We start from the raw sequence: 26,586 nt of genomic DNA on the forward strand, positions 1-26,586 counted from the left end.
CAATTATTCCGCTTCTTTATATTTCTCAGCGGTTTCTTTTACCAGCGGCTGCAATTCGCCACGCTGGAACATCTCAACGATGATGTCGCAACCGCCCACCAGCTCACCATCGACCCACAGCTGCGGGAAGGTTGGCCAGTTAGCGAATTTCGGCATTTCAGCGCGGATATCCGGGTTCTGCAGGATATCAACATACGCGAAGCGCTCACCACAGGCAGAAAGCGCCTGCACAGCCTGTGCAGAGAAACCGCAGCTTGGCAGTTTCGGAGAACCTTTCATGTATAACAGAATCGGGTTTTCTGCGATCTGGCGCTGAATTTTTTCAACAGTACTCATTATTGCCTTCCTTAATCCTTCACTTCGTGTTTGTTTATTGTAGCGACTTCAGCCCCACACTGAAAACGGGATTTTGCGTTACCGACCGGCTGATCGCCATGTTTGTTAAGTGCAAACAGGATAGATAACATTTTCCTATCATTAATAAGCATGAACAAATTAATAATTAGCAATAATTTCGCTGCGTTAAACAGCTGAAATCGCTCAATTTAGCGACATTATCTGCCTGGTAACAGATTAATGGAAAAAGGCCTTACCTTTTGGAAAAAAAGTGGATTAGAATTGCTTCGGCGCTGATCGTTGATCAGATTTCTCTTACTCTGCCGCAGCCTGCTTTTTGCCAGACTGCTTAACCTGTAACCGGACTATGCGTTTACTGATTACGCTTTTCATACTGGCTTTTGCCCAACTGTTCTTTAACGTGGCTTCTGCTTCCCAGCATGCCCCGATTAATGCCAGTTTGCATAACGCCGAGAAAAAAAGTGCGCGCGAAGATGAGCGCCGCAAGCGACGCCCGGTTAAAACAACGGCTAAAAAGTCTCGCCTGACTACCGTGCAGAAGCTCAAGCTGAAAAAGCAGAGTAAAACCGAAACCGCCTTAAACAAATCCAGCCGCAAAAAATCCCTGCTGAAGTCGCCATTGAAAAAGTATGGCCATCAACGTCTCGCGAAAAAGTCCCCTGATATGGACGATGACGTTCAGGGACTCACCGGTATCAAGATGAGTAAATCCCACCGCCTGCGCTACCAAAAGGCACGCGAAACCGCGATGACGAAGTTGATGGGACAACTGGGCAAGCCTTACCAGTGGGGGGGCACCTCACCTCATACCGGTTTCGATTGCAGTGGTTTGGTGTGGTACGCGTATAAGGATTTGGTGAAATACAAATTCCCGCGCACGGCGAATGAGATGTATCACCTGCACGATGCCGCACCTATTAAGCGTGAGATGCTGGAGAAAGGGGATTTGGTATTCTTCCGCATCAATAATCGCGGGACTGCCGACCATGTGGGCGTTTACCTCGGCAACGGTAAATTCATCCAGTCTCCACGCACCGGTAAAGACATTCAAATTAGTGCATTAGGCGAAGACTACTGGCAGAAACACTATGTGGGTGCGCGCCGTATGATGACACCAAAAACTATTCGCTAATTGTTGCGCAACAACATCCTGTGGCTCTCGCCACAAAAAAAGCCGGACGCTTAATCAGTGCCGGCTTTTTTTATTGATGCGTTTTGAATCAATGAAGAATGGCAGTGAAGCTAAACGCAATAATCATCAACAGTGCGCCAACCGTGGTCATTAGCGCCAGCTTTAAATCTGTACTCATCACTACTCCTTAGTCACACATTTATTATGGTTAAAACAATTTTCGCACAGCGGTGGGCAAAAATCTCGTCTTATCCGCGTTGGCTTGCTAGAATCGCCGCCTTTCGTTGCGCAACTGATTTTGCGCATGCTGTATTTACAGCCTGCTGAAGTGATTTTCCCTGCCTGAAACGGCAGATTTGCCCCCTTTTTAGGGCGTAAAACCCTTCGCAGACGCAAACGTTTAACAATATACTTATCAGTAAGTTGCGATAAGCCGGGGAGTACCTTTTTCATGGCAACAATTAAAGATGTAGCGAAACGCGCCGGTGTATCAACTACCACTGTTTCGCATGTCATCAACAAAACGCGTTTTGTCGCAGAGGAAACGCGTAACGCCGTATGGGAAGCGATCAAAGAGCTGCACTATTCGCCGAGCGCCGTTGCGCGCAGTTTGAAGGTGAATCACACCAAAACGCTGGGACTGTTGGCCACCTCCAGTGAAGCGCCCTATTTTGCCGAAATTATTGAAGCCGTTGAGAACCACTGTTTCGAACGCGGCTATACCTTGATTCTGGGCAATGCGCATAACGATTTACAAAAGCAGCGCGCTTATCTGTCGATGATGGCGCAAAAGCGTGTGGATGGTCTCTTAGTCATGTGCTCCGAGTATCCTGACGATTTACTGCAGATGCTGGAAGAGAACCGCAATATCCCGATGGTGGTCATGGACTGGGGCGCCTCTCGCGGCGACTTCACCGATACCGTGCAGGATAACGCCTTCCACGGCGGTTATCTGGCGGGTCGTTACCTGATTGAGCGCGGTCACCGTGATATTGGTGCCATTCCGGGCCAAATGGAGCGCAACACCGGCGGGGGGCGCCATGCGGGCTTCCTGCAGGCGATGAGCGAAGCCGGTGTGACTGTGCGGCCGGAATGGGTGGTTCAGGGCGACTTCGAGCCAGAATCAGGTTATCAGGCGATGCAGCAGATCCTTAATCAGAAACAGCGTCCGACCGCCGTGTTCTGTGGTGGCGATATCATGGCGATGGGCGCGATTTGTGCCGCCGATGAGATGGGGCTGCGCGTGCCGCAGGATATCTCCGTTATTGGCTATGATAACGTGCGCAACGCGCGCTATTTCACCCCGGCGCTGACCACGGTCCACCAGCCGAAGGCTCAGTTGGGCGAGAAAGCACTGGAAATGTTACTGGATCGTATCACCAGCAAACGCGAAGAGCCGCAAACCATAGAAGTGCAGCCAACATTGATTGAGCGCCGCTCTGTGGCGGACGGTCCATTCCGCGATTACCGCCGTTAATGCTGATTTTCGCTGAGCCATTCGTGGTTCAGCGTTTCAGCATCGCCGAGATAGGCGAGTAACCACTCCAGCGCGGGTGACGCACGCTGTTCTGACCAGCTGACGCAGCAGGGGCTTTCCGGAAACGGCTGCGGCAGTGATAACTCCACCAGCGCGCCATTGTCGAGTAAAGGTCGCGCGAGGTGGCCTGGCACCATGCCCACGCACAATCCCGCCTGCAAACAGTCCATTCCCGTTTCCCACTCTGGCACCACTAAACGCCGCTGATTATCCAATGTCCAGGTCATGCGTCGTGGTAATGCGCGAGAGGTATCTTCCAATACCAGCGATGGCCAGGCACGCAGCGCTTCTTCATTGAGTTCAGCATGCGCGGCCAGAGGATGGTCGGGACTGACCACACAACGCCAGTTAAGGGCACCCATGTCCTGAAACGCAAAACGTCCGCCTACAGGGATCGCCTGAGTGGCGCCAATCGCCACATCGACCCGCCCGTCCGCTAAGGCATCCCATACACCGTTAAATACCTCGTAGCTGATAATCAATTCCATATCAGGGAAATGACGGTAAAAGTCCTTTACCATTTGCCGGGTACGCTGTGGTTTTACAATGCAATCCACGGCAATACTGAGTTGTCCGCGCCAGCCATTCGCCAGTTGCTGGCACTGCCTGCGGGTTGCCAGCATTTTTTTGATAACAGATCGCCCTTCCCGCACAAAATGCTCGCCTGCAGGGGTTAAAACCACCTCACGGTGCTGACGCTCAAACAACGGCACGGCCAACCAGGTTTCCAGCTGACGCACCGTGTAGCTGACGGCAGAGGGCACGCGATGCAACTCCTGGGCCGCAGCACTAAAACTGCCATTGCGCGCGACAGCGTCCACCACTTCCAGCGCATATTCAGACCACATATTTTTGCCTTCAAAAATTTTAACAGCACTGCGCAAATATTAGCGTTTCACAAAGAATGACGCACTCTTTTACACTCCCCGGCGTTCAATCTGCCAATGAGAATCACTATGTTGTCGTCAAAAGGATTTATTCCCTACCTTGCTGTGCTCAGTATGCTCGGCTTCCTCGCTACGGATATGTATCTGCCCGCCTTTGGGGACATGCAACGCGACTTCGCCACCGCACCGGGCACCATCAGCGCCAGCCTCAGTCTGTTTCTCGGTGGATTTGCCTGCGCGCAGGTATTCTGGGGACCGCTGTCAGATCGTTTTGGACGTAAACCGATTTTACTGGCAGGTTTGACGATTTTTGCCCTGGGTTGCCTGGGGATGTTATGGGTGACGGACGTCAACATGATGCTGGCACTGCGCTTTGTGCAGGCAGTTGGTGTGTGCGCCGCTGCCGTCAGTTGGCAGGCACTGGTGGTCGATCGCTATCCTAAAGCCCAGGCTAACAAAGTGTTCGCCACCATTATGCCGCTGGTTGCCCTTTCCCCCGCGCTGGCCCCTTTACTGGGAGCGTGGCTGATGGGCCATTTCCACTGGCGCAGCATCTTTATCGCGCTGACGATCATCACCGTGCTGCTGATCATCGGAACCTTGCCACTTGCCGCGCCTAAAAAAACCAAAGCCGATCATACCCCGCAACCCGGCTGGCTGAATCTGTTCACCACGCGTGTTTACAGCGGCAACGTGCTGATTTACTCGGCGTGTTCTGCCAGTTTCTTTGCCTGGTTAACCGGTTCGCCCTTCATCCTGGCGTCAGCGGGTTTAACCCCCGCCGATATTGGTCTGAGCTATATTCCGCAGACCATTGCGTTTCTGATTGGTGGCTTTGGTTGCCGTGCGATGCTGAGCCGTTATCAAGGGTCACAACTGCTGCCATGGCTGTTGGTGCTCTACAGCCTGAGCATTTTGAGTCTGTTTGTCGTCGCGATGATGCCCGCGCCCTCTTTGATTGCACTGCTGCTGCCCTTCTGCGGCATGGCACTGGCGAATGGCGCCATCTATCCGATTGTGGTGGCCACTGCATTAGCGCCCTTCCCACATGCCACAGGTAAGGCGGCAGGCCTCCAAAACCTGCTGCAACTGGGCTTATGCTTTATTGCCAGCCTGCTGGTCTCGGCCGGATTACAACAAGCGCTTTACAACACCACACTGGTGATGGTCGCCACGGTAGTTCTGGCATGGGCCGGTTTCATCTGGCAACGCAGCCTAAACGCACAAAGTGATATTGCTCACACCTCCTGTCCCTGCGAAGATAATCACTGATGCAACGAATATCGTTAGCAAACTAACGATAACCCGTTGAATATTGACCCACGTGAGCATATACTCAGTGGGTCAGCATTTCTGCAACAAATCAATAACATAATTGCATTATTTTTAAGCGACTCTGTCGCTGGGATGGCGTCTGCACGATCTTCCTCTCCTGATTGATGACAGACATTTCTATTCAGATTCATACCTCTGTAAAACGTCGGATATCTGGCGCACGGATTTTCCGTGAGTTCTCTCACAGGCCTTAGGAAATTGACTATTATTTCCACAGGTTCAAATCGGAAGGGTGATGGAGAAGCTATGAGTTCATCGTGTATAGAAGAAGTGAGCCTTGAAGAAAACCACTGGTTTCGCATCGTCAACGAATTACTGGAACGGGCTGATGTTGCAGTCAATGGCACACGCCCCTGGGATATTCAGGTCAAGCATCCGGATTTTTTCAAACGTGTTTTGCAGGAAGGATCGCTAGGTCTGGGCGAAAGTTATATGGATGGCTGGTGGGAATGCGAACAATTAGATGTCTTTTTCCATCGCGTTCTGCAACACCATCTGGATAAACAACTCCCGCGTCATTTTAAAGATACCTTGCGTATTGCGGCCGCGCGTTTAACCAATTTACAGTCGAAAAAACGTGCCTGGATTGTCGGGAAAGAGCATTACGACCTCGGTAACGATCTTTTTTCACTGATGCTCGATCCCTTTATGCAGTATTCCTGCGGTTACTGGAAAGACGCAGAGACACTGGAACAGGCTCAGTCTGCCAAGCTGGATATGATCTGCCGTAAATTGCAGCTTGAACCTGGCATGACGCTGCTGGATATCGGTTGCGGCTGGGGCGGATTGGCGGAATTTGCCGCACGCAATTACGGTGTTAAAGTGCATGGTGTGACCATTTCCGCAGAACAGCAGAAGTTGGCACAGCAACGCTGCGAAGGGTTGGACGTCACCATCTTGCTGCAGGATTACCGCGATTTGAATTTGCAGTTCGATCGCATTGTATCAGTCGGTATGTTCGAACACGTGGGGCCGAAAAACTATGCCACTTATTTTGATGTTGCCGATCGCAATCTCAAACCAGACGGCATATTTTTACTGCATACCATTGGTGCCATCACCACCGACATGAATGTTGATCCCTGGATTGATAAATACATCTTCCCCAATGGATGTTTACCCTCTGTGCGCCAGATTGCGGATGCCAGCGAAAAACATTTTATTATGGAAGACTGGCATAATTTTGGTGCGGATTATGACACCACATTAATGGCATGGCATGAACGGTTCCTGGCGTCCTGGCCGCAGCTTGAAGAAAAATACGGCGATCGCTTCAAACGGATGTTCAGTTATTACCTCAATGCTTGCGCCGGCGCTTTCCGTGCGCGTGACATCCAATTGTGGCAGGTGGTCTTTAGTCGCGGTAAAGAAGGGGGTTTACGCGTTGGGCGTTGATCAATGACAGCAAGAGAAAAGGCGCCGCGGCGCCTTTTTTATTGGATTACTCTGCGTCTGCGGCTTGCGCCAGCGCAATGGCCGCAGCTTCGCGCTGAGCCAGCACGCGTTCCACCGTCTCGACAATCGCCTGAGTATGGGGATCGATCTCAATATTCACCTTATGTCCCAGTTTTTTCGCACCCAGCGTGGTGCGCTCCAGGGTTTCTGGAATCAGATGCACGCAGAATTTACTCTTGGTGACGTCACCCACGGTCAGGCTGATGCCATCGATACCGACGAAACCTTTATGCAGGATATATTTGATCTGAGAAGCATCCTGCAATTTAAACCACACTTCACGGTTATTTTCTGACTGAATGATTTTGCAGATTTCTGCAGTGGTCATAATATGGCCAGACATTAAATGTCCGCCAATTTCATCACTGAACTTCGCCGCGCGCTCAATATTCACTACATCGCCAACCGCTAATTCTCCCAGGTTGGTAATGCGCAGGGTTTCTTTGATCAGGTCGAAGCTCACGCGATCGCCCTCAATCGCCGTCACCGTCAGGCAGCAACCGTTGTGCGCCACCGATGCCCCCAACGCTAATCCCGGTAAGAGCTCTTCCGGCAGACGAACGATATGGGTACGAAACAACTCTTTTTCTTCCACGGCGATAATTTCGGCCGTGCCCTGCACAATTCCAGTAAACATACTTTCAGCCTCTGCGAAGTTTGCGCCAGTTTATCACAGCTTGGGCTGCGCGGTTTAATTTGCCGGAGTTCAAACTTTACACAATCAACTTAACAAAATGCGATCAAAGTTTGGTGGAACGCAGCGCTACCGCTACACTATGCCGCGCATTCTTTGGGGATATCCCCCTCTTCTCTTCTTAATTTAAGCAGGTGTTACGTGCAGAAGTATTTAACAGAAGCGCGTCAATTGCTGGCCCTCGCGATCCCGGTCATCCTTGCTCAGGTGGCTCAGACGGCGATGGGTTTTGTGGATACCATTATGGCCGGTGCGGTGAGCGCCACGGATATGGCCGCCGTTGCTGTCGGCACCTCTATCTGGCTTCCCGCCATTCTGTTTGGTCATGGTCTTCTGCTGGCGTTGACGCCCACCGTTGCACAATTCAACGGTTCAGGACGGCGCGAACGCATCGCGGAACAAGTACGTCAGGGTTACTGGCTGGCGCTGGCAGTCGCCTTGCTGGTTATGCTGGTGCTGTGGAATGCAGGGTATCTGATTCATGCCATGCACGATATCGATCCGCAACTGGCCGCGAAAGCCGAAGGCTACCTGCATGCATTATTGTGGGGTGCACCCGGTTACCTGTTCTTCCAGGTGGCACGTAATCAGTGCGACGGATTATCAAAAACCAAGCCAGCCATGCTGCTGGGCTTTTTAGGCTTGCTGGTTAACATTCCGCTGAACTACGTGTTCATTTATGGTCATTTCGGTATGCCCGCTCTCGGGGGCGTAGGCTGTGGTGTCGCCACCGCCTCGGTTTACTGGGTGATGTTTATCGTGATGCGTTTCTGGGTTAAACGCATGGCGAGCATGCGCGATATTCGCATGAACAGCCGCTGGTCTCCGCCCTCACGTGTCATTTTGTCACGGCTGTTTAACCTCGGGTTACCGGTTGCGCTGGCTCTGTTCTTTGAAGTCACTTTGTTTGCGGTGGTCGCGCTGCTGGTCTCTCCGCTGGGGATCGTTAAAGTTGCCGGTCATCAGATTGCGCTGAACTTCAGTTCGCTGATGTTCGTTCTGCCTCTGTCGCTCGGTGTCGCGACCACTATCCGCGTGGGATATCGGCTTGGGCAGGGCTCAACTGAACAGGCGCGCGTGGCGGCATGGACGGGACAAGGTGTCGGTATCAGCATGGCCGCTATCACAGCGATCTTCACCGTCACCTTCCGTGAACATATCGCCGCACTTTACACCGCCAATCCAGAAGTGATTACGCTGGCCGCCCAGCTTATGCTGCTCGCTGCTATCTATCAGTTCTCCGATTCCATTCAGGTCATAGGTAGCGGGATTCTGCGCGGCTACAAAGATACGCGCTCAATCTTCTTTATCACCCTGATTGCCTATTGGGTGCTGGGTTTGCCGGTGGGTTATATTCTGGCGCTCACCGACTGGGTGGTACCGCAACTCGGTCCAGCAGGATTCTGGTGCGGATTTATTGTCGGCCTGACGTCTGCTGCCGAGATGATGATTTGGCGTATTCTTCGGTTGCAACGTTTGCCGGCGCAGATAATTTTGGCGCGCGCGGCCCGCTAAGTGGCTGAACAGGCCGTTATTTGCTCCCGCAATGCCTAAAAAAACAGCGGGTCGCACAGATGCTGGTCAGTCGTCATGGAAAATCATTTTTTCCCTTGCCAGCATCGCGGCCTGCCGTTAATATTCGTCCCCGCTGTCGCCCTGACAGCATGTTGCGCTCTTAGCTCAGTTGGTTAGAGCACCACCTTGACATGGTGGGGGTCGATGGTTCGAGTCCATTAGAGCGCACCAAGTGCGTCCGTAGCTCAGTTGGTTAGAGCACCACCTTGACATGGTGGGGGTCGGTGGTTCGAGTCCACTCGGACGCACCAAATTTCTAAAATGCGCTCTTAGCTCAGTTGGTTAGAGCACCACCTTGACATGGTGGGGGTCGATGGTTCGAGTCCATTAGAGCGCACCACTCTTTGTTTTCTCTCTCTTTGCGCAACACCCCTTTCCTTGATCTGTATCGTTTTCTCTCTCAGCTTTTATATTGGTTTTCGCATACTTAGCGTCTATACTATGCCGCGTTGTCCACCTGAAAGGTTTCAGCGCTAACGTGCCTATGCAAACAACTCAAATGATTTGCGCAACACTGCTCTGCCAGTTCCCTCGCGTACTGCACAACTTCTCTGCACGCTTAGCCTCTGTCACCTATTCTTACTCCTGTACGATCCAAACCAACACCATACACATTTTCACTTCGCTGCCTTGCGCTGCGAATCCCGACCTCTATCATCCATCACAACTTACAGAAAACCTGACATGAAAAAGACCAAGATTGTTTGTACTATCGGTCCGAAAACCGAATCTGAAGAGATGCTGACTCAACTGCTGGAAGCGGGCATGAACGTCATGCGCCTGAACTTCTCTCACGGGGATTATGCCGAACATGGTCAGCGCATCACTAACATGCGTGCCGTCATGGAAAAAACCGGTCGTCAGGCCGCGATTCTGCTGGACACCAAAGGTCCTGAAATTCGTACCATGAAGCTGGAAGGCGGCAACGATGTTGCATTGAAAGCCGGCCAGACTTTCACTTTCACCACCGATCAGTCAGTGATTGGTAACAGCGAACGTGTTGCTGTGACCTATGCAGGCTTCACCGAAGACCTGAAAATCGGCAACACCGTGTTGGTCGATGATGGCCTGATTGGTATGCAGGTGACTGAAGTGACAGAAAACACTGTCGTCTGTCATGTGCTGAACAACGGTGACCTCGGTGAAAACAAAGGCGTTAACCTGCCAGGTGTTTCTATCCAGCTGCCAGCATTGGCTGAAAAAGACAAACGTGACCTGATCTTCGGCTGCGAGCAAGGCGTTGACTTCGTGGCGGCTTCCTTTATCCGCAAACGTTCGGATGTCCTGGAAATTCGCGAGCACCTGAAAGCCCACGGCGGCGAGCATATCCAGATCATCTCTAAAATCGAAAACCAGGAAGGCCTGAACAACTTCGACGAGATTCTGGAAGCCTCTGACGGCATCATGGTTGCACGTGGTGACCTGGGTGTTGAGATCCCGGTTGAAGAAGTGATCTTCGCCCAGAAGATGATGATCAAGAAATGTAATAAAGCACGCAAAGTGGTCATCACCGCGACGCAGATGCTGGATTCTATGATCAAGAACCCACGCCCTACCCGCGCGGAAGCAGGCGACGTGGCGAACGCCATCCTTGATGGTACTGATGCGGTAATGCTGTCGGGTGAAAGTGCTAAGGGTCGTTACCCGCTGGAATCCGTGACTATCATGGCGACCATCTGTGAGCGTACCGACCGCGTAATGAAATCACGCATCGGTGAGCTGCAGGATTCACGCAAAATGCGCATCACTGAAGCGGTTTGTCGCGGTGCAGTGGAAACAGCAGAAAAGCTGGAAGCCCCTGTTATTGTGGTGGCGACCGAAGGCGGTAAGTCTGCCAAAGCGATTCGTAAATACTTCCCGGATGCCACCATTCTGGCGCTGACCACCAATGCGACCACCGCACGTCAGCTCATTCTGAGCAAAGGCGTGGAGACGCGTCTGGTGACTGAAATTGCCTCAACGGATGATTTCTACCGTATTGGCAAGGAAATGGCGCTGGAAAGTGGCTATGCACAGAAAGGCGACGTTGTGGTGATGGTATCAGGTGCGCTGGTTCCAAGTGGCACGACCAACACCGCTTCAGTCCACGTACTCTGATTTTGCCTGAAGTTTTATTTAAAAGCGCCTTTTTGGGGCGCTTTTTTTATTCTTGCGCTAATACAAAATCCAGATTTTTCCAATCGATAATAACTATTCAATATCCCGCACAATTAAGGTTAGTCCGATTAAATCTCTCTGTTTTAGCTAAATATTTTCATCATCTTCTGCGAAACGCTGCTTCTTTGAGCGAACGATCAAATTTAAGCATGTTCTCATCAAAAATTTATTCTCAACTCAAAAAGCTTTGTGTAATACTTGTAACGCTACATGGAGATTAACTCAATTCTAGAGGGTATTAATAATGAATCGTACTAAACTGGTACTGGGCGCGGTAATTCTGGGTTCAACTCTGCTGGCTGGTTGCTCAAGCAACGCTAAAATCGACCAGCTGTCTTCAGACGTTCAGACTCTGAACGCCAAAGTTGACCAGCTGAGCAACGACGTGAACGCAATCCGTTCTGACGTTCAGGCTGCTAAAGATGACGCAGCTCGCGCTAACCAGCGTCTGGACAACCAGGCTCACTCTTACCGTAAGTAAGAGTTCTGGTTTGAAAAATGGTGCCCATGTGGCACCATTTTTTTTGTCCTGATTTTGGTTCTGAATCAGGGTTTCGCGCCGCTCTCACCCATCGCCTGACTGATGGTCGCTTGTCCTGCCCCAGCGCCACTCTGCTGCGTTTGCAGCACATCTGGTAACGCCGTGTCCTGCGTAACGGGTTCGCCGCTGCTCACCAGTACGGGCATCCCTGAACGACGCGCCATCGCCTCTTTGATCAGTGCCGTGTCACTCTTCTGGCTATTGATAAACGCCTTAGATTTTGCGGTCAACGCAATCGGCATCGTTTGCGGATCGTCCTTCTCATTGCGCGACAACGGCTGATGCACCTCTACGTAACGCTTGCCATCCGGTTCCACCGCATACTTGATCGGCTCGTTAACGATCTGCACCCTCGTTCCCTTCGGCACGCTGTTGAACAGCGCTTCGATATCATCCGGACGCAAACGAATACAGCCCGAGCTCACGCGCATCCCAATACCGAAATCGGCGTTGGTGCCGTGGATCAAGTACTGGCCGGTCCCGCGCGCCAGACGCATCGCAAACAGACCCATCGGGTTGTCTGGCCCGGCCGGAACGACACCCGGTAAGGTGATGCCCTCTTTCGCGTAGCGTTTGCGGATATTGACGGTAGGCGTCCAGGTAGGATTGGGGATTTTCTGGCTGATGCTGGTGACCATGCTGGGTGTCGCAGCGCCCAACTGGCCGATTCCGATCGGATACACCACCACGCGATTCTCCCCTTTCGGATAGTAGTAGAGACGCAGCTCCGCAAGGTTGATGACGATGCCTTCACGAGGAGCATCAGGCAGCAGCATTTGTAATGGAACCGTCAGTTGCGTCCCCGCTTTGGGCAGCCAGGGATCGACACCAGGATTGGCCTCCAGCATGCCGAGCATCCCAATCTTATAATGCGCTGCGATGCTCTCTAAGGGCCGTTTGTCGTCGGGGACAGTGGTCAGGGTATTCTCGCCAATTAAACGGCTGTTATCGGCTGGCAGGGGATATTCCGTTGCAAATGCAGGTGCAGAAAGTCCGAAGCAGGACAACAGCAATGCACCGGCTAAACGTAACGCTGGTTTCATGCAATTTTCTCTTTGTCGGATGGAACAGACCCCGGTCATGCCGGGGTCTGGAGAGTGTAACTTAGCTGAGGCTTTGAGCGTTATGACGGATCGCGCGAATCATCGCTTCCAATCCTTGAGAACGTGTAGGAGTGAGGTGTTGAGTCAACTCTAATTCTGCGAACCAATGACCGACATCCAGCGCGAGAATCTCCTGCGCTTGCAAGCCCTGATAGAGGCTAAATACCACCGCAATCAAGCCCTTAACGATGGCGGCATCACTGTCCCCTTCAAAGGCGATGGTGCCATCAGCTTGTGGGGTCATGCGGATCCACACCTGGCTCTGGCAACCGGAAATCACATACTCTGGCTGCTGTAAGCTTTCAGAGGATTCTGGTAATTTCGCACCGAGTTCAATGATGTAGAGATACTTCTCTTCCCAATTAGCGCAACGGTTAAAGTTGCGCACCAGCTTCTCTTTCTCTGGCAAATTCGCCATGGATAACTCCTGAAATCTGCTCAACCGCCCAGCAGACGATGAATACGCGTCAAACCTGCTGCCAGGCGATCGGCTTCTTCTTCACTGTTATACAGTGCAAACGAGGCACGACACATCGCGGGCACCGCATAATGGCGCATCAGAGGCATAGCGCAATGATGTCCGGTGCGAATCGCAATGCCGTATTGATCGAGGAAACTCCCGACGTCGAATGCATGATGCTTACCAAGGTTGAATGCCACCACGCCACTGCGCTGTGCAGGACCGTAGATAATCAGGTCTGGCACCGACGCGAGCTTGTCTAATGCATAACGCATCAGTGACGTCTCACGTTCGTTGATGACATCCAATCCCAGCTCACTGATCCAGTTCAGCGCCGCGCCTAAGCCGATAATGCCACCGGTATTCGGTGTGCCGGCTTCAAAACGCCATGGCGTGCTGTTCCAGGTGGTGCCGGTTGGCAGCATCACCTGATCGATCATCGAACCACCGCCTTCCCACGGTGGCATGATCTCCTGCAGTGCTTTACGCGCATACAGTACGCCGATGCCGGTCGGCCCATAAATTTTATGGCCCGAGAAGACGTAGAAATCGCAATCGATATCCTGCACATCCACCTTGTGATGCATCACCGCCTGAGCACCGTCTACCAGCGTGATCACGCCAGCGGCTTTCGCCTGTGCGACGATGGCTTTTACCGGGTTTACGGTACCGAGCACGTTGGAAACATGCGTCACCGCCAGCAGGCGTGTGCGGCTGTCGATCAACCCACTCAGTTGCTCTAGGGCTAATTCACCTTGCTCGTTAAGCGGCAGAACGCGAATCTCTGCACCGGTACGCTGCGCCACCATCTGCCACGGCACGATATTAGCGTGGTGCTCCATCTCCGTGATGATGATGTTATCGCCCGATTGCAGCTGACTGCCGCCCCAACTGTTGGCCACCAGATTGATGCCTTCAGTGGTGCCTTTAACGAAGATAATCTCTTCTGGCGATGCCGCATTGAGAAAACGCGAGGCTTGCGTACGCACGTTTTCCATATCGGTGGTGGCTTGCGCACTGAGCGAGTGGATGCCACGGTGCACGGCGGCATAGCCGTGCTGGTAAAAATAACTTTCCGCATTGATAACCGCGAGCGGGCGCTGAGCGCTGGCCGCGCTATCAAGGTAGGCCAGCGGATGTCCGTTGACCTCACGTTTCAGAATCGGAAATTCCGCTCTGATTCGTTCGAGATCGAAAGTCATAACTCAACTCCAGGGAAACGCGCACTAATGCGTTCCAGCACCAGCTGGCGCAGCGGTTCTTCTTCCAGCAGTTCGGTCAATTCAGCTGCGAACGCATGGATAATCATCTGCTGTGCGGCATCTTCAGGGATACCACGCGAGCGCAGATAGAACATTTGCTCATCGTCGATACGGCCAATCGTTGCGCCATGGCTGCACTTCACATCATCCGCATAGATTTCCAGCTGCGGCTTGGTGTCCACTTCCGCCAGGCGACCGAGCAACAGGTTGTTGTTGGTCATCTGTCCGTCAGTTTTCAGTGCATGCTTCGCCACTTTGATGTGACCGTTGAAAATCGAACGGCCCTTATCGCGCGAGATGGTTTTGTGCAGCTGACGACTCAGGCAGTAGCCTTTGTTGTGTTCCAGATAGCTGCGGGTATCCGCCACTTCTGCGTTGATCGGCAGCACCAGACTGTTCAGTGACAGCTGGGTGTTTTCACCGTTGAGCTGCACGCTGGTGTTGTGACGAGACAAGCCGGCACCCAGCAGGAAGCTGGTGCTGCTGACCTGCGCATCACGACCAATCACGATGTCATTGTGTGCAAAGTGATAGCTACTGCTCTCTTCAAACGCCAGCTTGATGTGTTTCAGTTGGGCATTGTCGGCGACAGCAAAGGTAAAGCGAGCACCAGTGAAGTGTGCCGCACCGTTCAGCGTCACGTAATGCTCAATCACTTCAGCTTCGGCGCTCTGCTCCAGCTCAAGATGATGGCGGTGGTGAACGGTGTTCAACGCATCGGCTTTGCCGCTGGTGATGTGCAGTAAATACAGCGGACGTGCCGCCGACTTGCCGCGCGCCAGACGAATGGAAGTCACTTCTTCCGCCAGGCTTTCTGTCAGATGCAGGAACACTTCTGGCTGCACCGCAGCAGGCAACGGGCGGCGTTCAGCCGCACGGCTGTGCTGCACGTCAAACAGATCGGTGTCGCGCGCACTCAGCTCAGGCTGGAAGCGGCCATCAACAAACACCAGACGCACCGCATCCACCGGCAGCGCTAATTCAGCAACCTGTTCCGCCGTAACGGTCTGCGCTTCTGGCAGCACGAACTGGTTGGCGAACAGGCCATCCAGCGCGGTGTATTTCCAGTTTTCATGCTTACGGGTCGGCAAGCCGACACGCATTAATTGCTGCCAGTGCTGCTGAGCCTGCAGAGAACGCACCTCACCGCGCGATTCAAACAGGTGATGCCACTGTTGCAGGGCGTTATCACTCTTCGTCGGTAAGCCAGCCATAGCCTTGCTCCTCCAGCTGTTTAACCAGCGAGAAATCGCCAGACTTAACGATTTTGCCCTGATACAGCACGTGCACGTGATCTGGCTTGATGTAATCCAGGATGCGCTGGTAGTGGGTCACGATAATGAATGAACGCTTGCCGTCACGCAGGCTGTTAACGCCTTCAGCGACGATTTTCAGCGCATCGATATCCAGACCGGAGTCGGTTTCATCCAGGATGCACAGTTCTGGCTCAAGAGCGGCCATCTGCAGAATGTCGTTACGCTTCTTCTCACCACCGGAGAAGCCAACGTTTACTGAACGGGTCAGCAAATCTTCAGGCATCTTCAGCAGTTTAATTTTGTCTTCGATGAAGTCCTGGAAATCAAAACGATCCAGCTCTTCCTGCTCACGGTATTTGCGCACCGCATTCACAGAAGTCTGCAGGAAGAATTGGTTGCTGACGCCCGGAATCTCGACCGGATACTGGAACGCCATGAAGATGCCTTCGCCCGCGCGCTCTTCTGGCTCGAGTTCCAGCAGATCTTTGCCATGGAAGCTGACCGAACCACCGGTCACTTCGTAATCTTCACGACCTGCCAGCGTTGCAGACAGGGTACTTTTACCCGAGCCGTTAGGGCCCATGATGGCGTGGACTTCGCCCGGCTTCACTTCAAGGTTCAGACCGCGCAAAATCTCTTTGTCTTCAACGCTAACCTGTAAATCTTTAATGCTTAACATACTCTTTCCTTCACATTGCTTCCGGCAACGCGTGTGGCATCAGCCCACACTGTGCTCAAGGCTGATAGCCAACAGTTTTTGCGCTTCCACGGCGAATTCCAGTGGCAGCTCGGAGAAAACATCTTTGCAGAAGCCGTTGACGATCATTGAGATCGCATCTTCTTCGCTAATGCCGCGCTGCAGGCAATAGAACATCTGGTCTTCGCCAATACGCGAGGTGGTGGCTTCATGTTCCAGCTGTGCTGTGTTGTTTCGCGTTTCCACATAAGGGAAGGTGTGCGCACCGCACTCGGCACCAATCAGCATCGAGTCACACTGGGTGAAGTTACGCGCGTTGGTCGCGGTTGGCATGATTTTTACCAGACCACGATAAGTGTTCTCACTCTTACCGGCAGAGATCCCTTTCGAGATGATGGTCGACTTGGTGTTTTTACCAATGTGGATCATCTTGGTACCGGTATCCGCCTGCTGACGGCCGCTGGTCAGTGCGACAGAGTAGAATTCACCCACAGAGTAATCACCACGCAGGATACAGCTTGGGTATTTCCAGGTGATGGCTGACCCCGTCTCTGACTGTGTCCAGGACATCTTGCTGTGGTCGCCTTCACACAGCGCACGCTTGGTCACGAAGTTGAGGATACCGCCCTCGCCTTCACCGCCCGGGAACCAATTCTGTACGGTGGAATATTTCACTTCGGCGTTTTTGTGGATGATCACTTCAACCACTGCGGCGTGCAGCTGGTAGGTGTCACGCACAGGCGCGGAGCAGCCTTCGATGTAGCTGACATAGCTGTCTTCATCGGCGATCAGAATGGTACGTTCGAACTGACCCGTTTTCGCCGCGTTGATACGGAAATAAGTCGACAGCTCCATCGGGCAACGCACGCCTTTGGGGATGTAAACAAAAGTACCGTCTGAAGCCACAGCAGAGTTCAATGCTGCGAAGAAGTTATCGTTGTGGGGAACCACAGTACCGAGATACTTCTGCACCAGCTCTGGATGATCGTGAATCGCTTCACCGAATGAGCAGAAGATAATGCCTTGCTCAGCCAGTTTGTCACGATAGGTGGTGGATACGGAAACAGAGTCAAAAATCGCATCAACGGCGACTTCACGTCCTTCACGTACCGGAACACCCAACTGATTGAAAGCGTCTTCCACTTCTTTCGTCAGGTAATCGCTTGACGCTACGCTGCCAGATGTTTGCTTCGCACCCGGTTCAGACGCGCAGCTATCATCGCAATTGCCGCAAGACGGCGCGGAATAGTAGCTGTAGTCCTGATAATCGAGTGAGGCGTAGTTGGCTTTCAACCAATGTGGTTCTTCCATCTCTAACCAGGCACGGAAGGCCTTGAGGCGGAATTCCAGCATCCACTCAGGTTCGTTACGTTTGGCCGAAATGGCACGCACCACATCTTCATTGATGCCGTGTGCCAATTCGTCGGTTTGCAACTGGGTAAAGAAGCCTTCTTTATAATTCAGGCTACCTTCCCACGTTTGTACATCGTCAGATGCTTCGCTGTGTCGTGACATTTTACTTACTCGACGCCAAAACTCTCACCGCACCCGCAGGCGTGCTGAGCTTTAGGGTTGTTGAATTTAAAAATCTGGTTCAGGCCTTCACGGACATAATCCAGTTCGGTACCGTCAACAAACGGCATAGCCTGAAGAGGCACAAATAATTTTGCGCCGAATTGCTCAAACGTCAGGTCGTCATCGGCTGGCTCTTTTGTCAGATCCATAACGTACCCAAAACCGGCACAGCCGGACTGCTTCACACCCAATCTAAGGCCCTTAACTTCAGGATCCGCCTCAACCAGGTTAAGAATCTGTTTCGCTGCCGATTCGGTCAGCGTAAGCCCTTTCCAGACGAAATCGTCGGGTGAAAAGGAAGCTGCATTTACTGATGACATAGTGCTACCTCGTAAGTCTGGGCCTTTTCAGGCTATCCCCCTATGGTAGTGATATCAGATACCACTTCAACCTCTTGTTTTGCAGGGATAATCATCTCGTGCTGTTTTTTACTGTTGCTTTATTAAGCATAGTCTCTTCAATCGAGCTTGTGAGCGGCATTCCCGTGCGCGCCACGCCAGCGTAACCCGTTAAAATGACGTAAAATTTAGAAATTCAACTTTACGACATCGTCATGATTGATAGGTTACGCCTTTCTTCAATGTAAAGAGATTGTTATTGCCGATTTTAGTAACAGGCAAAGGAAATCAATAAAATTTCATTGCGGGAATTGCATTCCTGACGCGGTTGAATATGATAATGATTATCATTAACCCATTTAGGGTAGCGACATGACGCTTACCGTCTCAGCCTGGTTACAACACAAAATCGATGAATATAAGTTTTCAGTGCGTGATATCACCGTCGACTTCTACATGGCTCAGGCTAAGCTCAACCGCAACGATTGTACTATTGACCAACTGCGTCGCTTTAACGACACCTGTCTCGACATGGCAGAAATCTGCGAGCTTAACGGCGACGACCAAAGCTATCTGCATGCCATGGGCAAGCTTCATCACCGCTTAGTGCAGGAGATGGGCAATGCCGATCGCGACCGTTTATTCCGTATTCAGGCCTATCAACTGGCGCGCCTGTCGTTAACTCGTTTGTGTCATCAACTGGCGCTCAGCGGCGAGTGGGATAAAGCCACCAGCCTGCAGAGTGATTTTGTCCGTCACGCAGGCTGGATATTCTAATCCAGCTTTGTGACGACTCCTACAATTTGTTTACATCATTTCCAGTAGTGCCTGCAGCGGATGGCGCATGCCGTTGCCCTCGGCGCGTTTAACCTGGCTGCGACAGGAGAAACCTGTCGCCAGACAACGCTGACGTGGCAGTTTCTGTAATTGCGGATGCCACGAGAGTTCGTAGATGCCCAGCGAATTTTCGAGGTTCTTGCTCTCATGTCCGTACGTCCCCGCCATACCGCAACACCCGACGTTGACGTTCTCCAGCTTCGCACCGAAACGCGCAAAGATGTCCTGCCACTGATTCGGCGTGGAGGGCAGCGCAGTGACTTCAGTGCAGTGCGCAAACAGATACCAGGCCTCGCCGCTGGCAGTTTGCACCGCGCGCGCATTCAGGGCCTGCTGCAACCATTCGTGGACCAGTTGCACCTTGAACTCACCACGCTGCTCACCCAGCACTTCCTGATATTCATCGCGATAACACAGCACCGTTGCGGGATCGACCCCAACCATCGGCATCCCCAATTGGGCGACACGATTTAGAAACTCGGCGGTTTTACCGGCAGTGCGCGCAAAGCGCTGCAGGAAGCCTTTCACATGCTGCGCTTTACCGTTCGGTGAGAAGGGTAATAACACCGGACGATAGCCCAGCTTTTCAATCAATTTGACAAAATCGGTCACCAGCTGTGCTTCGTAATAGCTGGTGAACGGATCCTGCACCACCAGCACACAGTTTTCACGCTGCGCGATATCCATCGCTTCCAGTTGTTCCAGCGTCAGGCTCATGGCTGGATGCCCACCGAGTTGCTGTTTCAGACTTGGCGATGAAAGCAACGGCAGATCGACCATGCCAATGTGGGTTTTACTGAGATCGCGTACCCACGGTTGCTTAAGGAAGAAGTTGAACACCTTAGGCGCTTTGGCCATCAAAGGCGCATAACTCTCAACGGTGGCCACCAGATGATCGCTCACCGGACGCAAATAGCGCGTGTGATAAAGCTGCAAGAAGCGCGAGCGAAAGCCCGGGACATCAATCTTAATCGGGCACTGCGTCGAACAGGCTTTGCAGGCTAAACAGCCTGACATCGCCTCTTTCACTTCATGAGAAAAGTCATACTCGCCCTGCTTCGCGTGCCAGGAGTTACGCGTGCGTTGGATCAGTGTGCGCAGGCTGGCCCCCTGTTTCGGCAGCGCCTGTTCCAGCTGTGAGGGATCAACGCCCTGCTCTGACAGCAAACGCAACCATTCACGCGTTAGCGTCGCGCGTCCTTTAGGCGAATGGATACGGTTGCGGGTAATCTTCATCGATGGGCACATAGGGCTACGCGCATCAAAGTTGAAGCATAAGCCGTTGCCGTTGCACTCCATGGCGCCGCGCCAGTCAGTTCGCACCGTGACCGGAATCTGACGATCGTAAGTGCCGCGTTTCACCGCATCCACCTGCATCATCGGCTCGTTGCTGCCCAGCGGGGTGCAAATCTTGCCAGGGTTCAGGCGATTATCAGGATCGAAGGCCGCTTTAATCGCGCGCAGTTCGTTAAACAGCGTCTCGCCAAAAAATTCCGGGCTGTACTGCGCGCGGAATCCTTTACCGTGTTCACCCCACAGTAATCCGCCGTAGCGCGCGGTCAGCGCCAACACTTCGTCGGAGATTTGCTTCATCAGCATCTCTTGCTGCGGATCGCACATATCCAGAGCCGGACGCACGTGCAGAACACCGGCGTCCACATGACCAAACATGCCGTAATTCAGGCCATGGCTATCGAGCAAAGCACGGAAATCGACAATGTAATCCGCCAGTTGTTCTGGCGGTACTGCCGTGTCTTCCACAAACGGAATCGGCTTAGCGCGCCCTTTGGCGTTGCCCAGCAAGCCCACCGCTTTTTTGCGCATATTATAGATGCGCTCGATACCGCCTAAATCATTACACAGCTGATAGCCAATCACACCGCCCTGCTGCTGCGCCATCAACTCATCCAGCCGAGCACACAAGCTGTTGACCTGCTGTTCGATCAATTCGCCGTTGTCACCGGCAAATTCAACAATATTCAGACCGAGCATTTCCTTATCCGGCACATCGGTAATCAGCTCTTTTACCGAGTGCCAGACAATATCCTCTCGTGCCAGATTCAACACTTTAGAGTCCACGGTTTCCACTGACAGCGCTTTGGCTTCCACCATGAAAGGGGCATTACGCAACGCAGAGTCAAAGGAGTCGTACTTGATGTTCACCAGACGACGCACTTTAGGGATCGGCGTGATGTCCAGACGCGCTTCCGTTATAAAGGCCAGCGTCCCTTCTGCACCGCATAACAAGCGCGTCAGATCGAAGGTTTGCATGTCATCGCTGAACACATGACGCAAGTCATAACCGGTCAGGAAGCGGTTAAGCTTAGGGAATTTATCCAGAATCAGGTCACGCTGATCACGACAGCGATTCAACACCTGTTGATAAATGCGCCCTTCAGCTGTCGGTGTTGTTGCTAATTGCTCAGCCAGTTCGGTAGGCATCGCGCGGGTATCCAGGATATCGCCGCCGAGCAGAACCGCCCGCAATCCCTCCACGTGATCCGAGGTTTTACCATACACCAGCGAACCCTGTCCGGATGCATCGGTATTGATCATGCCACCTAAGGTAGCGCGATTACTGGTGGAGAGCTCCGGCGAAAAGAAGAATCCATAAGGCTTCAGCCAGGCATTGAGCTGATCTTTCACCACGCCCGCTTCCACACGCACCCAACCCTGTTCAGGATTGATTTCAAGGATGCGATTCATGTAGCGCGACATGTCAACCACAATGCCCTGATTGAGTGACTGACCGTTGGTACCCGTTCCGCCGCCGCGTGGGGTAAACACCAGGCTGTTAAACCGCGTTTCACCCGCCAGACGCGCAATTAACGCCACGTCCGCTGTCGAACGCGGAAACAGCGCGGCATCGGGTAACAACTGATAAATGCTGTTATCGGTAGAAAGCGAGAGACGATCGGCATAACTGGTGGCGGTATCGCCGGTGAAGCCTTGTTCTTTTAATGACTGCAGGAATGTCAGCACCAGTTGAACGAGGCCTGGCGCCTGGGAAATCTGTGGGATCATTATTGCGTGACCGAGATGTTGTAAACGTTTGCGTGGTTATTTTTTTCAACCATTGGTTTTATCATATTTTTTTATCCCCTGCTGTTTTTTCAGGAAAGACCTTCGCGCGCCCTGCTTTTTTCTGTTTAATTTTCAGGAAATAGCTCATCATTGATCAGGGCCCACGCGGTCCACCACGAAGGATTAATTGAGGTCAAAACGTTGTGATGAAAAGCCTGCAACGCGGTATGGATCTACCGCAACTGCTGTTCTCGTTGATGTTCATTCTCATCATGATCATCGCCTGCCTGTGGGTGGTACAACCCTTTATTCTGGGCTTTGCCTGGGCCAGCATGGTGGTGATTGCGACCTGGCCATTAATGATCCGTTTGCAGCATCTGCTGTGGGGACGACGATCGCTGGCGGTGATCGCCATGACCATTCTATTACTGCTGCTGTTTATTATTCCGATTGCCCTGCTGGTGAGTAGCCTGATCGACAACAGCGCGCCGGTCATCGCCTGGGCAACGCAACGCCATCTGGTTTTCCCGGACTTTGTCTGGCTGCGTGAGATTCCTTATGTCGGCAACAAAACCTACGCCAGCTACCACAAAATGGTCGATGGCGGCGGTACAGCGATTTTAAATCAGCTGCAACCTTACATTGGTCGCACCACAGGCTTCTTTGTGGCACAGGCCGGCCACTTCGGCCGCTTTATGATTCACCTCGCCGTCATGCTGCTATTTAGCGTGTTGCTCTACTGGCGCGGTGAGCAGGTCGGCCACGGCATTCGCCACTTTGCTTATCGCATGGGCGGACGTCGCGGCGATGCGGCGGTGCTGCTGGCCGGGCAAGCGATTCGTGCCGTGGCGCTGGGCGTGGTGGTGACGGCGCTGGTGCAGGGTGTGCTGGGCGGTATTGGCCTGGCAATCTCCGGCATCCCTTACGCCACTCTGCTCACCGTGCTGATGATTCTGACATGCCTGGTGCAGTTGGGGCCGTTAGTGGTGCTGGTACCGGCCATCATCTGGCTCTACTGGAGTGGCGATACCACCTGGGGCACGATATTACTGGTGTGGAGTTGTGTGGTCGGTACGCTCGATAGCGTGTTACGTCCGATGCTGATTCGCATGGGTGCAGATCTGCCGATGATTCTGATCCTTTCCGGTGTTATCGGTGGATTGATCGCCTTCGGCATGATCGGGCTTTTTATTGGTCCTGTGGTATTAGCCGTGTCCTATCGTCTGGTTTCCGTGTGGATGCATGAAGCACCTGCTCCGGATGATGACCCGCAAACGGCCATCGAAGCTCTTGCCGAACACGAGGAAGAGCAACCTTAAAGCAGGCCTTTTCCGCGAGCGGTGCAGATAAATGCACCGCCTTCTTCTCCCACTCCTGATTTGCCTTACCTGGCGCGCTGAAAGCAACTTAATCGCTGTCACATAATTGACTGCAACACCCTTTATTTTTCATAAGCGATTTTTAAGAAAAAACGCAGATTTAGGCGCTTTAGGTGGATTTCGCTAACGAAATGATTATTTTTCGAACTGAATCATCAGGCGCAACCGTTAAAAAAGCACAGAAAAGATTATCAGCTTTAAACTAATAAGAGGATTCTTAAAGACGCCAGCAAGCCTGATGAATAACATGAATCCTATGTTTGAGATCAAACCACTGATTTTTAAACAACCTTTTTCCCCTGAGTAAAGTGAAGAATTGCTGTGTGTAGTCTTTGCCCATCCCCTGTGATGGGCTTTTTTTTTGTATTTTTTATGGATAAAGAAAAGGCCAGCAGCGCTGGCCTTAATGATTTCATCAAGGACGCTTCAGATTTACCCCAAACGCGTCCTAATTGATGTCTGATTACTGCTTAGCAGCATCCAATTCCGCCAGATTTAACCAGGTTTGCACCACGGTATCCGGGTTCAATGACAGGCTATCAATCCCCTGCTCCATCAACCATGCTGCGAAGTCTTCATGGTCTGAAGGGCCCTGCCCGCAAATTCCCACGTATTTACCCTGTTTCTTCGCGGCCTGAATTGACATCGACAGCAGCGCCTTCACGGCGTCGTTGCGCTCATCAAACAGCGCCGAGACCACACCAGAATCGCGATCCAGGCCCAGCGCCAGTTGCGTCATATCGTTTGAACCGATAGAGAAGCCATCGAAGTACTGCAGGAACTGCTCAGCCAGTAAGGCGTTTGATGGTATTTCACACATCATGATCACTTTCAAGCCGTTCTCACCGCGCTTCAGACCTTGCTTACCGAGTTCCTCCACCACGGCCGCCGCCTGGTCAACGGTGCGCACAAATGGAATCATAATCTCGACGTTAGTCAGACCCATTTCATTACGCACACGTTTCACGGCTTCACACTCCAGCGCGAAACAGTCGCGGAAGCTGTCCGCCACATAGCGCCCCGCGCCACGGAAGCCCAGCATCGGGTTCTCTTCTTCTGGCTCGTAACGCTCGCCACCCACCAGGTTGGCGTATTCGTTCGATTTGAAGTCTGAGAGGCGCACAATGACGCGCTTCGGCGCAAAGGCCGCACCCAGGGTCGCGATCCCTTCGGTCAGACGGGCGATGTAAAACTCAACCGGATCATCGAAACCTTTCATCATTTGACGAATCTGCTGCTGCAATTCCGGTGTCTGCTGGTCAAATTCCAGCAGGGCTTTTGGATGCACGCCGATCATACGGTTGATGATGAATTCCAGACGTGCCAGACCGACACCCTCGTTCGGCAAACAGGCGAAGTCAAAGGCGCGATCCGGGTTGCCGACGTTCATCATGATTTTCAGTGGCAGGTCCGGCATGGTATCCACTTGCGAACTGGTCACTTCAAAGTCCAGCAGATCCTGATACACATAACCGGTGTCGCCCTCAGCACAGGAAACGGTCACCTTATGCCCATCTTTCAGATGGTCGGTGGCATCGCCGCAGCCAACGACAGCAGGAATGCCCAGCTCACGGGCGATGATCGCCGCATGGCAGGTACGGCCGCCACGATTGGTGACAATCGCGGAGGCTTTCTTCATGATCGGTTCCCAATCCGGGTCAGTCATGTCCGTGACCAGCACATCACCTTTTTCGATGCGGTGCATTTCGCTGATGTCATGAATCACTTTCACTTCACCCGCGCCAATGCGATGGCCGATGGCACGGCCTTCGACCAGTACCTTGCCTTTCCCTTGCAGGTTATAGCGCTCCATCACCTGACCGTTAGACCGCACAGTTTCCGGACGCGCCTGCACAATGAACAATTTGCCGGTGTGACCATCTTTGGCCCACTCGATATCCATGGGGCGTTTGTAGTGCTGCTCAATCAACACCGCCTGACGCGCCAGATTCTGCACTTCTTCATCGGTCAGACTAAAGCGGTCTCGCTGCTCCTGATCGACATCTTCAATGCGCACCTGCTCACCGTGTTCCTGAGAATCGGCATAGACCATGCGAATCTTTTTGGAGCCCATGGTGCGGCGAACGATGGCCGGGCGATTGGCTGCCAGCGTCGGTTTATGCACATAGAACTCATCCGGGTTGACCGCCCCCTGCACCACCATTTCTCCGAGGCCAAACGCCGAGGTGATGAAGACCACCTGGTCGAAACCGGATTCAGTATCAATAGTGAACATCACGCCGGAAGAGGCGAGATCGGATCGCACCATGCGCTGAATACCGGCTGACAGGGCAACGCCACGATGGTCGTAACCTTGATGCACACGATAGGAGATCGCACGATCGTTAAATAAGGAAGCGTACACGTGCTTCACGGCGACCAGCACCGCATCGAAGCCCTGCACGTTAAGGAACGTCTCCTGTTGCCCCGCAAACGAGGCATCGGGCATGTCCTCCGCGGTGGCGGATGATCGCACCGCAAAGGAAGCGTCGGCATCATCAGAGGAGAGTTGCTCATAGGCAGTACGGATCGCCTCTTCCAGCTCAGGCAGGAATGGCGTGTCCACAACCCATTGACGAATTTGTTTACCGGCCTTAGCCAGCTCTTCCACATCATCAATATCCGTTTTGTCCAGCAAATCATAAATGCGCTGGTTCAGTCCGCTTTGATCGAGAAACAGATTAAAGGCGTAAGATGTCGTGGCATAGCCGTTAGGCACGGAGACGCCCAGTGACGACAAGTTAGTAATCATTTCTCCCAGAGAAGCATTCTTGCCCCCCACCCGATCAACATCATGCATGCCAAGCTGGTTGTACCAGAGCACTAGCGACTGTTGGTCTTGATTGGACATTGAGATTATCCTTCATTTAAATGATTGGGGCACATGGAACAATTTGCTATTCGCCAAAACAGCCTGGCACAATCAATTAATAAAGACTAAGTGTTGAATCGTTAAAGCAGAAAAAGAAACGCAAAATCGGACTA

At 52.5% G+C, this 26,586-nt stretch carries 22 protein-coding genes, 3 tRNA genes and 1 other RNA gene; 13 read left to right on the plus strand and 13 right to left on the minus strand.

From position 1 onward, the window contains the following. Positions 1–3: 3 nt before the first annotated feature. Entirely contained in the window at positions 4–339 is a 336-nt protein-coding gene (locus LH22_RS13390) for a Grx4 family monothiol glutaredoxin (RefSeq protein ID WP_197079559.1), read from the minus strand. A 364-nt stretch (positions 340–703) separates the two neighbouring features. Here LH22_RS13390 and LH22_RS13395 point away from each other — a divergent pair, with 364 nt between their 5' ends. Continuing rightward, on the plus strand, positions 704–1,489 hold the full coding sequence (locus LH22_RS13395; protein ID WP_038647286.1) for a C40 family peptidase: 786 nt from the start codon (positions 704–706) through the stop codon (positions 1,487–1,489). Positions 1,490–1,577: 88 nt separating this feature from the next. Here LH22_RS13395 and LH22_RS20620 read toward each other — a convergent pair whose 3' ends face one another. Beyond that, positions 1,578–1,667, minus strand: coding sequence for a YnhF family membrane protein (locus LH22_RS20620; protein WP_097119278.1), 90 nt, complete (start codon positions 1,665–1,667; stop codon positions 1,578–1,580). Positions 1,668–1,940: 273 nt separating this feature from the next. Between LH22_RS20620 and purR the strand changes: the two genes are divergently transcribed. Next, positions 1,941–2,966, plus strand: a complete 1,026-nt coding sequence (purR, locus tag LH22_RS13400) for an HTH-type transcriptional repressor PurR (protein ID WP_038647288.1) — start codon at positions 1,941–1,943, stop codon at positions 2,964–2,966. Here the strand turns inward: purR and punR are convergent. Next, positions 2,963–3,874, minus strand: a complete 912-nt coding sequence (gene punR, locus LH22_RS13405) for a DNA-binding transcriptional activator PunR (RefSeq protein WP_038647290.1) — start codon at positions 3,872–3,874, stop codon at positions 2,963–2,965. The two genes, purR and punR, sit on opposite strands and share 4 nt — an antisense overlap. A gap of 108 nt (positions 3,875–3,982) precedes the next feature. Between punR and punC the strand changes: the two genes are divergently transcribed. Together punC and cfa are read left to right on the plus strand one after the other, a co-directional pair. After that, a complete protein-coding gene (punC, locus tag LH22_RS13410; protein WP_038647292.1) occupies positions 3,983–5,185 on the plus strand; it encodes a purine nucleoside transporter PunC in 1,203 nt (400 codons plus the stop codon). A 309-nt stretch (positions 5,186–5,494) separates the two neighbouring features. After that, positions 5,495–6,643, plus strand: a complete 1,149-nt coding sequence (gene cfa / locus LH22_RS13415; RefSeq protein ID WP_038647294.1) for a cyclopropane fatty acyl phospholipid synthase — start codon at positions 5,495–5,497, stop codon at positions 6,641–6,643. 46 nt (positions 6,644–6,689) lie between these two features. On the opposite strand, the gene LH22_RS13420 is transcribed toward cfa, so the two are convergent. Next, positions 6,690–7,340 carry a riboflavin synthase gene (locus tag LH22_RS13420; RefSeq protein ID WP_034821656.1) on the minus strand — a complete coding sequence of 217 codons (651 nt, stop codon included), beginning with the start codon at positions 7,338–7,340 and terminating at the stop codon, positions 6,690–6,692. 198 nt (positions 7,341–7,538) lie between these two features. Here LH22_RS13420 and LH22_RS13425 point away from each other — a divergent pair, with 198 nt between their 5' ends. From LH22_RS13425 to LH22_RS13450, 6 genes are all read left to right on the plus strand, one after another. Further along, the gene (locus tag LH22_RS13425; RefSeq protein WP_038647296.1) at positions 7,539–8,912 is read left to right on the plus strand and encodes an MATE family efflux transporter; all 1,374 of its coding nucleotides are present in this window, start codon (positions 7,539–7,541) and stop codon (positions 8,910–8,912) included. A gap of 154 nt (positions 8,913–9,066) precedes the next feature. Continuing rightward, positions 9,067–9,143: transfer RNA gene (locus tag LH22_RS13430), tRNA-Val, on the plus strand. Positions 9,144–9,146: 3 nt separating this feature from the next. Next, positions 9,147–9,223, plus strand: a tRNA-Val gene (locus tag LH22_RS13435). Between the two features lie 12 nt (positions 9,224–9,235). After that, a tRNA-Val gene (locus LH22_RS13440) sits at positions 9,236–9,312 on the plus strand. 344 nt (positions 9,313–9,656) lie between these two features. Continuing rightward, the gene (gene pykF / locus LH22_RS13445) at positions 9,657–11,069 is read left to right on the plus strand and encodes a pyruvate kinase PykF (RefSeq protein ID WP_038647298.1); all 1,413 of its coding nucleotides are present in this window, start codon (positions 9,657–9,659) and stop codon (positions 11,067–11,069) included. Between the two features lie 304 nt (positions 11,070–11,373). Beyond that, positions 11,374–11,610 (plus strand): major outer membrane lipoprotein, encoded by a 237-nt coding sequence (locus LH22_RS13450; RefSeq protein WP_007374746.1) that lies wholly within the window; start codon positions 11,374–11,376, stop codon positions 11,608–11,610. A 65-nt stretch (positions 11,611–11,675) separates the two neighbouring features. Here the strand turns inward: LH22_RS13450 and LH22_RS13455 are convergent, their stop codons facing one another. From LH22_RS13455 to sufA, 7 genes are all read right to left on the minus strand, one after another. Beyond that, positions 11,676–12,713, minus strand: coding sequence for a L,D-transpeptidase family protein (locus LH22_RS13455; protein WP_038647302.1), 1,038 nt, complete (start codon positions 12,711–12,713; stop codon positions 11,676–11,678). 61 nt (positions 12,714–12,774) lie between these two features. Then, positions 12,775–13,191, minus strand: a complete 417-nt coding sequence (gene sufE, locus LH22_RS13460) for a cysteine desulfuration protein SufE (protein ID WP_038647304.1) — start codon at positions 13,189–13,191, stop codon at positions 12,775–12,777. A gap of 20 nt (positions 13,192–13,211) precedes the next feature. Further along, the gene (sufS, locus tag LH22_RS13465) at positions 13,212–14,435 is read right to left on the minus strand and encodes a cysteine desulfurase SufS (protein WP_038647306.1); all 1,224 of its coding nucleotides are present in this window, start codon (positions 14,433–14,435) and stop codon (positions 13,212–13,214) included. Next, the gene (sufD, locus tag LH22_RS13470) at positions 14,432–15,709 is read right to left on the minus strand and encodes a Fe-S cluster assembly protein SufD (RefSeq protein WP_038647308.1); all 1,278 of its coding nucleotides are present in this window, start codon (positions 15,707–15,709) and stop codon (positions 14,432–14,434) included. The genes sufS and sufD overlap by 4 nt, the downstream gene beginning before the upstream one ends. Further along, positions 15,684–16,430: a Fe-S cluster assembly ATPase SufC gene (gene sufC / locus LH22_RS13475; protein WP_034821684.1), complete on the minus strand. Its 747-nt coding sequence runs from the start codon at positions 16,428–16,430 to the stop codon at positions 15,684–15,686. Before sufC ends, sufD begins: the two co-directional genes overlap by 26 nt. A 39-nt stretch (positions 16,431–16,469) precedes the next feature. Next, positions 16,470–17,963 (minus strand): Fe-S cluster assembly protein SufB, encoded by a 1,494-nt coding sequence (gene sufB / locus LH22_RS13480; protein ID WP_038647310.1) that lies wholly within the window; start codon positions 17,961–17,963, stop codon positions 16,470–16,472. Positions 17,964–17,968: 5 nt separating this feature from the next. After that, complete coding sequence (gene sufA, locus LH22_RS13485) at positions 17,969–18,343, minus strand: Fe-S cluster assembly scaffold SufA (protein ID WP_038647312.1); 375 nt, start codon at positions 18,341–18,343, stop codon at positions 17,969–17,971. Positions 18,344–18,733: 390 nt separating this feature from the next. Here sufA and LH22_RS13490 point away from each other — a divergent pair, with 390 nt between their 5' ends. Then, a complete protein-coding gene (locus LH22_RS13490; protein WP_038647314.1) occupies positions 18,734–19,138 on the plus strand; it encodes a hypothetical protein in 405 nt (134 codons plus the stop codon). A 30-nt stretch (positions 19,139–19,168) separates the two neighbouring features. On the opposite strand, the gene ydiJ is transcribed toward LH22_RS13490, so the two are convergent. Further along, positions 19,169–22,222 carry a D-2-hydroxyglutarate dehydrogenase YdiJ gene (gene ydiJ / locus LH22_RS13495; RefSeq protein ID WP_038647316.1) on the minus strand — a complete coding sequence of 1,018 codons (3,054 nt, stop codon included), beginning with the start codon at positions 22,220–22,222 and terminating at the stop codon, positions 19,169–19,171. Positions 22,223–22,428: 206 nt separating this feature from the next. Between ydiJ and ydiK the strand changes: the two genes are divergently transcribed. Continuing rightward, on the plus strand, positions 22,429–23,541 hold the full coding sequence (ydiK, locus tag LH22_RS13500) for an AI-2E family transporter YdiK (protein ID WP_038647318.1): 1,113 nt from the start codon (positions 22,429–22,431) through the stop codon (positions 23,539–23,541). Positions 23,542–23,857: 316 nt separating this feature from the next. Then, positions 23,858–23,965: antisense sRNA RprA (rprA, locus tag LH22_RS20290), an RNA gene on the plus strand. 99 nt (positions 23,966–24,064) lie between these two features. Here the strand turns inward: rprA and ppsA are convergent. Continuing rightward, positions 24,065–26,452: a phosphoenolpyruvate synthase gene (gene ppsA / locus LH22_RS13505; protein ID WP_038647320.1), complete on the minus strand. Its 2,388-nt coding sequence runs from the start codon at positions 26,450–26,452 to the stop codon at positions 24,065–24,067. Positions 26,453–26,586 lie beyond the last annotated feature (134 nt).

The organism is Pantoea rwandensis, assembly GCF_000759475.1.
GTDB lineage: Bacteria > Pseudomonadota > Gammaproteobacteria > Enterobacterales > Enterobacteriaceae > Pantoea > Pantoea rwandensis_B.

Coding starts and splice junctions, on each gene's coding strand:
- LH22_RS13395 (WP_038647286.1), top strand. CDS start 704: ATGCGTTTACTGATTACGCTTTTCATACTGGCTTTTGCCCAACTGTTC.
- LH22_RS20620 (WP_097119278.1), bottom strand. CDS start 1,667: ATGAGTACAGATTTAAAGCTGGCGCTAATGACCACGGTTGGCGCACTG.
- purR (WP_038647288.1), top strand. CDS start 1,941: ATGGCAACAATTAAAGATGTAGCGAAACGCGCCGGTGTATCAACTACC.
- punR (WP_038647290.1), bottom strand. CDS start 3,874: ATGTGGTCTGAATATGCGCTGGAAGTGGTGGACGCTGTCGCGCGCAAT.
- punC (WP_038647292.1), top strand. CDS start 3,983: ATGTTGTCGTCAAAAGGATTTATTCCCTACCTTGCTGTGCTCAGTATG.
- cfa (WP_038647294.1), top strand. CDS start 5,495: ATGAGTTCATCGTGTATAGAAGAAGTGAGCCTTGAAGAAAACCACTGG.
- LH22_RS13420 (WP_034821656.1), bottom strand. CDS start 7,340: ATGTTTACTGGAATTGTGCAGGGCACGGCCGAAATTATCGCCGTGGAA.
- pykF (WP_038647298.1), top strand. CDS start 9,657: ATGAAAAAGACCAAGATTGTTTGTACTATCGGTCCGAAAACCGAATCT.
- LH22_RS13450 (WP_007374746.1), top strand. CDS start 11,374: ATGAATCGTACTAAACTGGTACTGGGCGCGGTAATTCTGGGTTCAACT.
- LH22_RS13455 (WP_038647302.1), bottom strand. CDS start 12,713: ATGAAACCAGCGTTACGTTTAGCCGGTGCATTGCTGTTGTCCTGCTTC.
- sufE (WP_038647304.1), bottom strand. CDS start 13,191: ATGGCGAATTTGCCAGAGAAAGAGAAGCTGGTGCGCAACTTTAACCGT.
- sufS (WP_038647306.1), bottom strand. CDS start 14,435: ATGACTTTCGATCTCGAACGAATCAGAGCGGAATTTCCGATTCTGAAA.
- sufD (WP_038647308.1), bottom strand. CDS start 15,709: ATGGCTGGCTTACCGACGAAGAGTGATAACGCCCTGCAACAGTGGCAT.
- sufC (WP_034821684.1), bottom strand. CDS start 16,430: ATGTTAAGCATTAAAGATTTACAGGTTAGCGTTGAAGACAAAGAGATT.
- sufB (WP_038647310.1), bottom strand. CDS start 17,963: ATGTCACGACACAGCGAAGCATCTGACGATGTACAAACGTGGGAAGGT.
- sufA (WP_038647312.1), bottom strand. CDS start 18,343: ATGTCATCAGTAAATGCAGCTTCCTTTTCACCCGACGATTTCGTCTGG.
- LH22_RS13490 (WP_038647314.1), top strand. CDS start 18,734: ATGACGCTTACCGTCTCAGCCTGGTTACAACACAAAATCGATGAATAT.
- ydiJ (WP_038647316.1), bottom strand. CDS start 22,222: ATGATCCCACAGATTTCCCAGGCGCCAGGCCTCGTTCAACTGGTGCTG.
- ydiK (WP_038647318.1), top strand. CDS start 22,429: ATGAAAAGCCTGCAACGCGGTATGGATCTACCGCAACTGCTGTTCTCG.
- ppsA (WP_038647320.1), bottom strand. CDS start 26,452: ATGTCCAATCAAGACCAACAGTCGCTAGTGCTCTGGTACAACCAGCTT.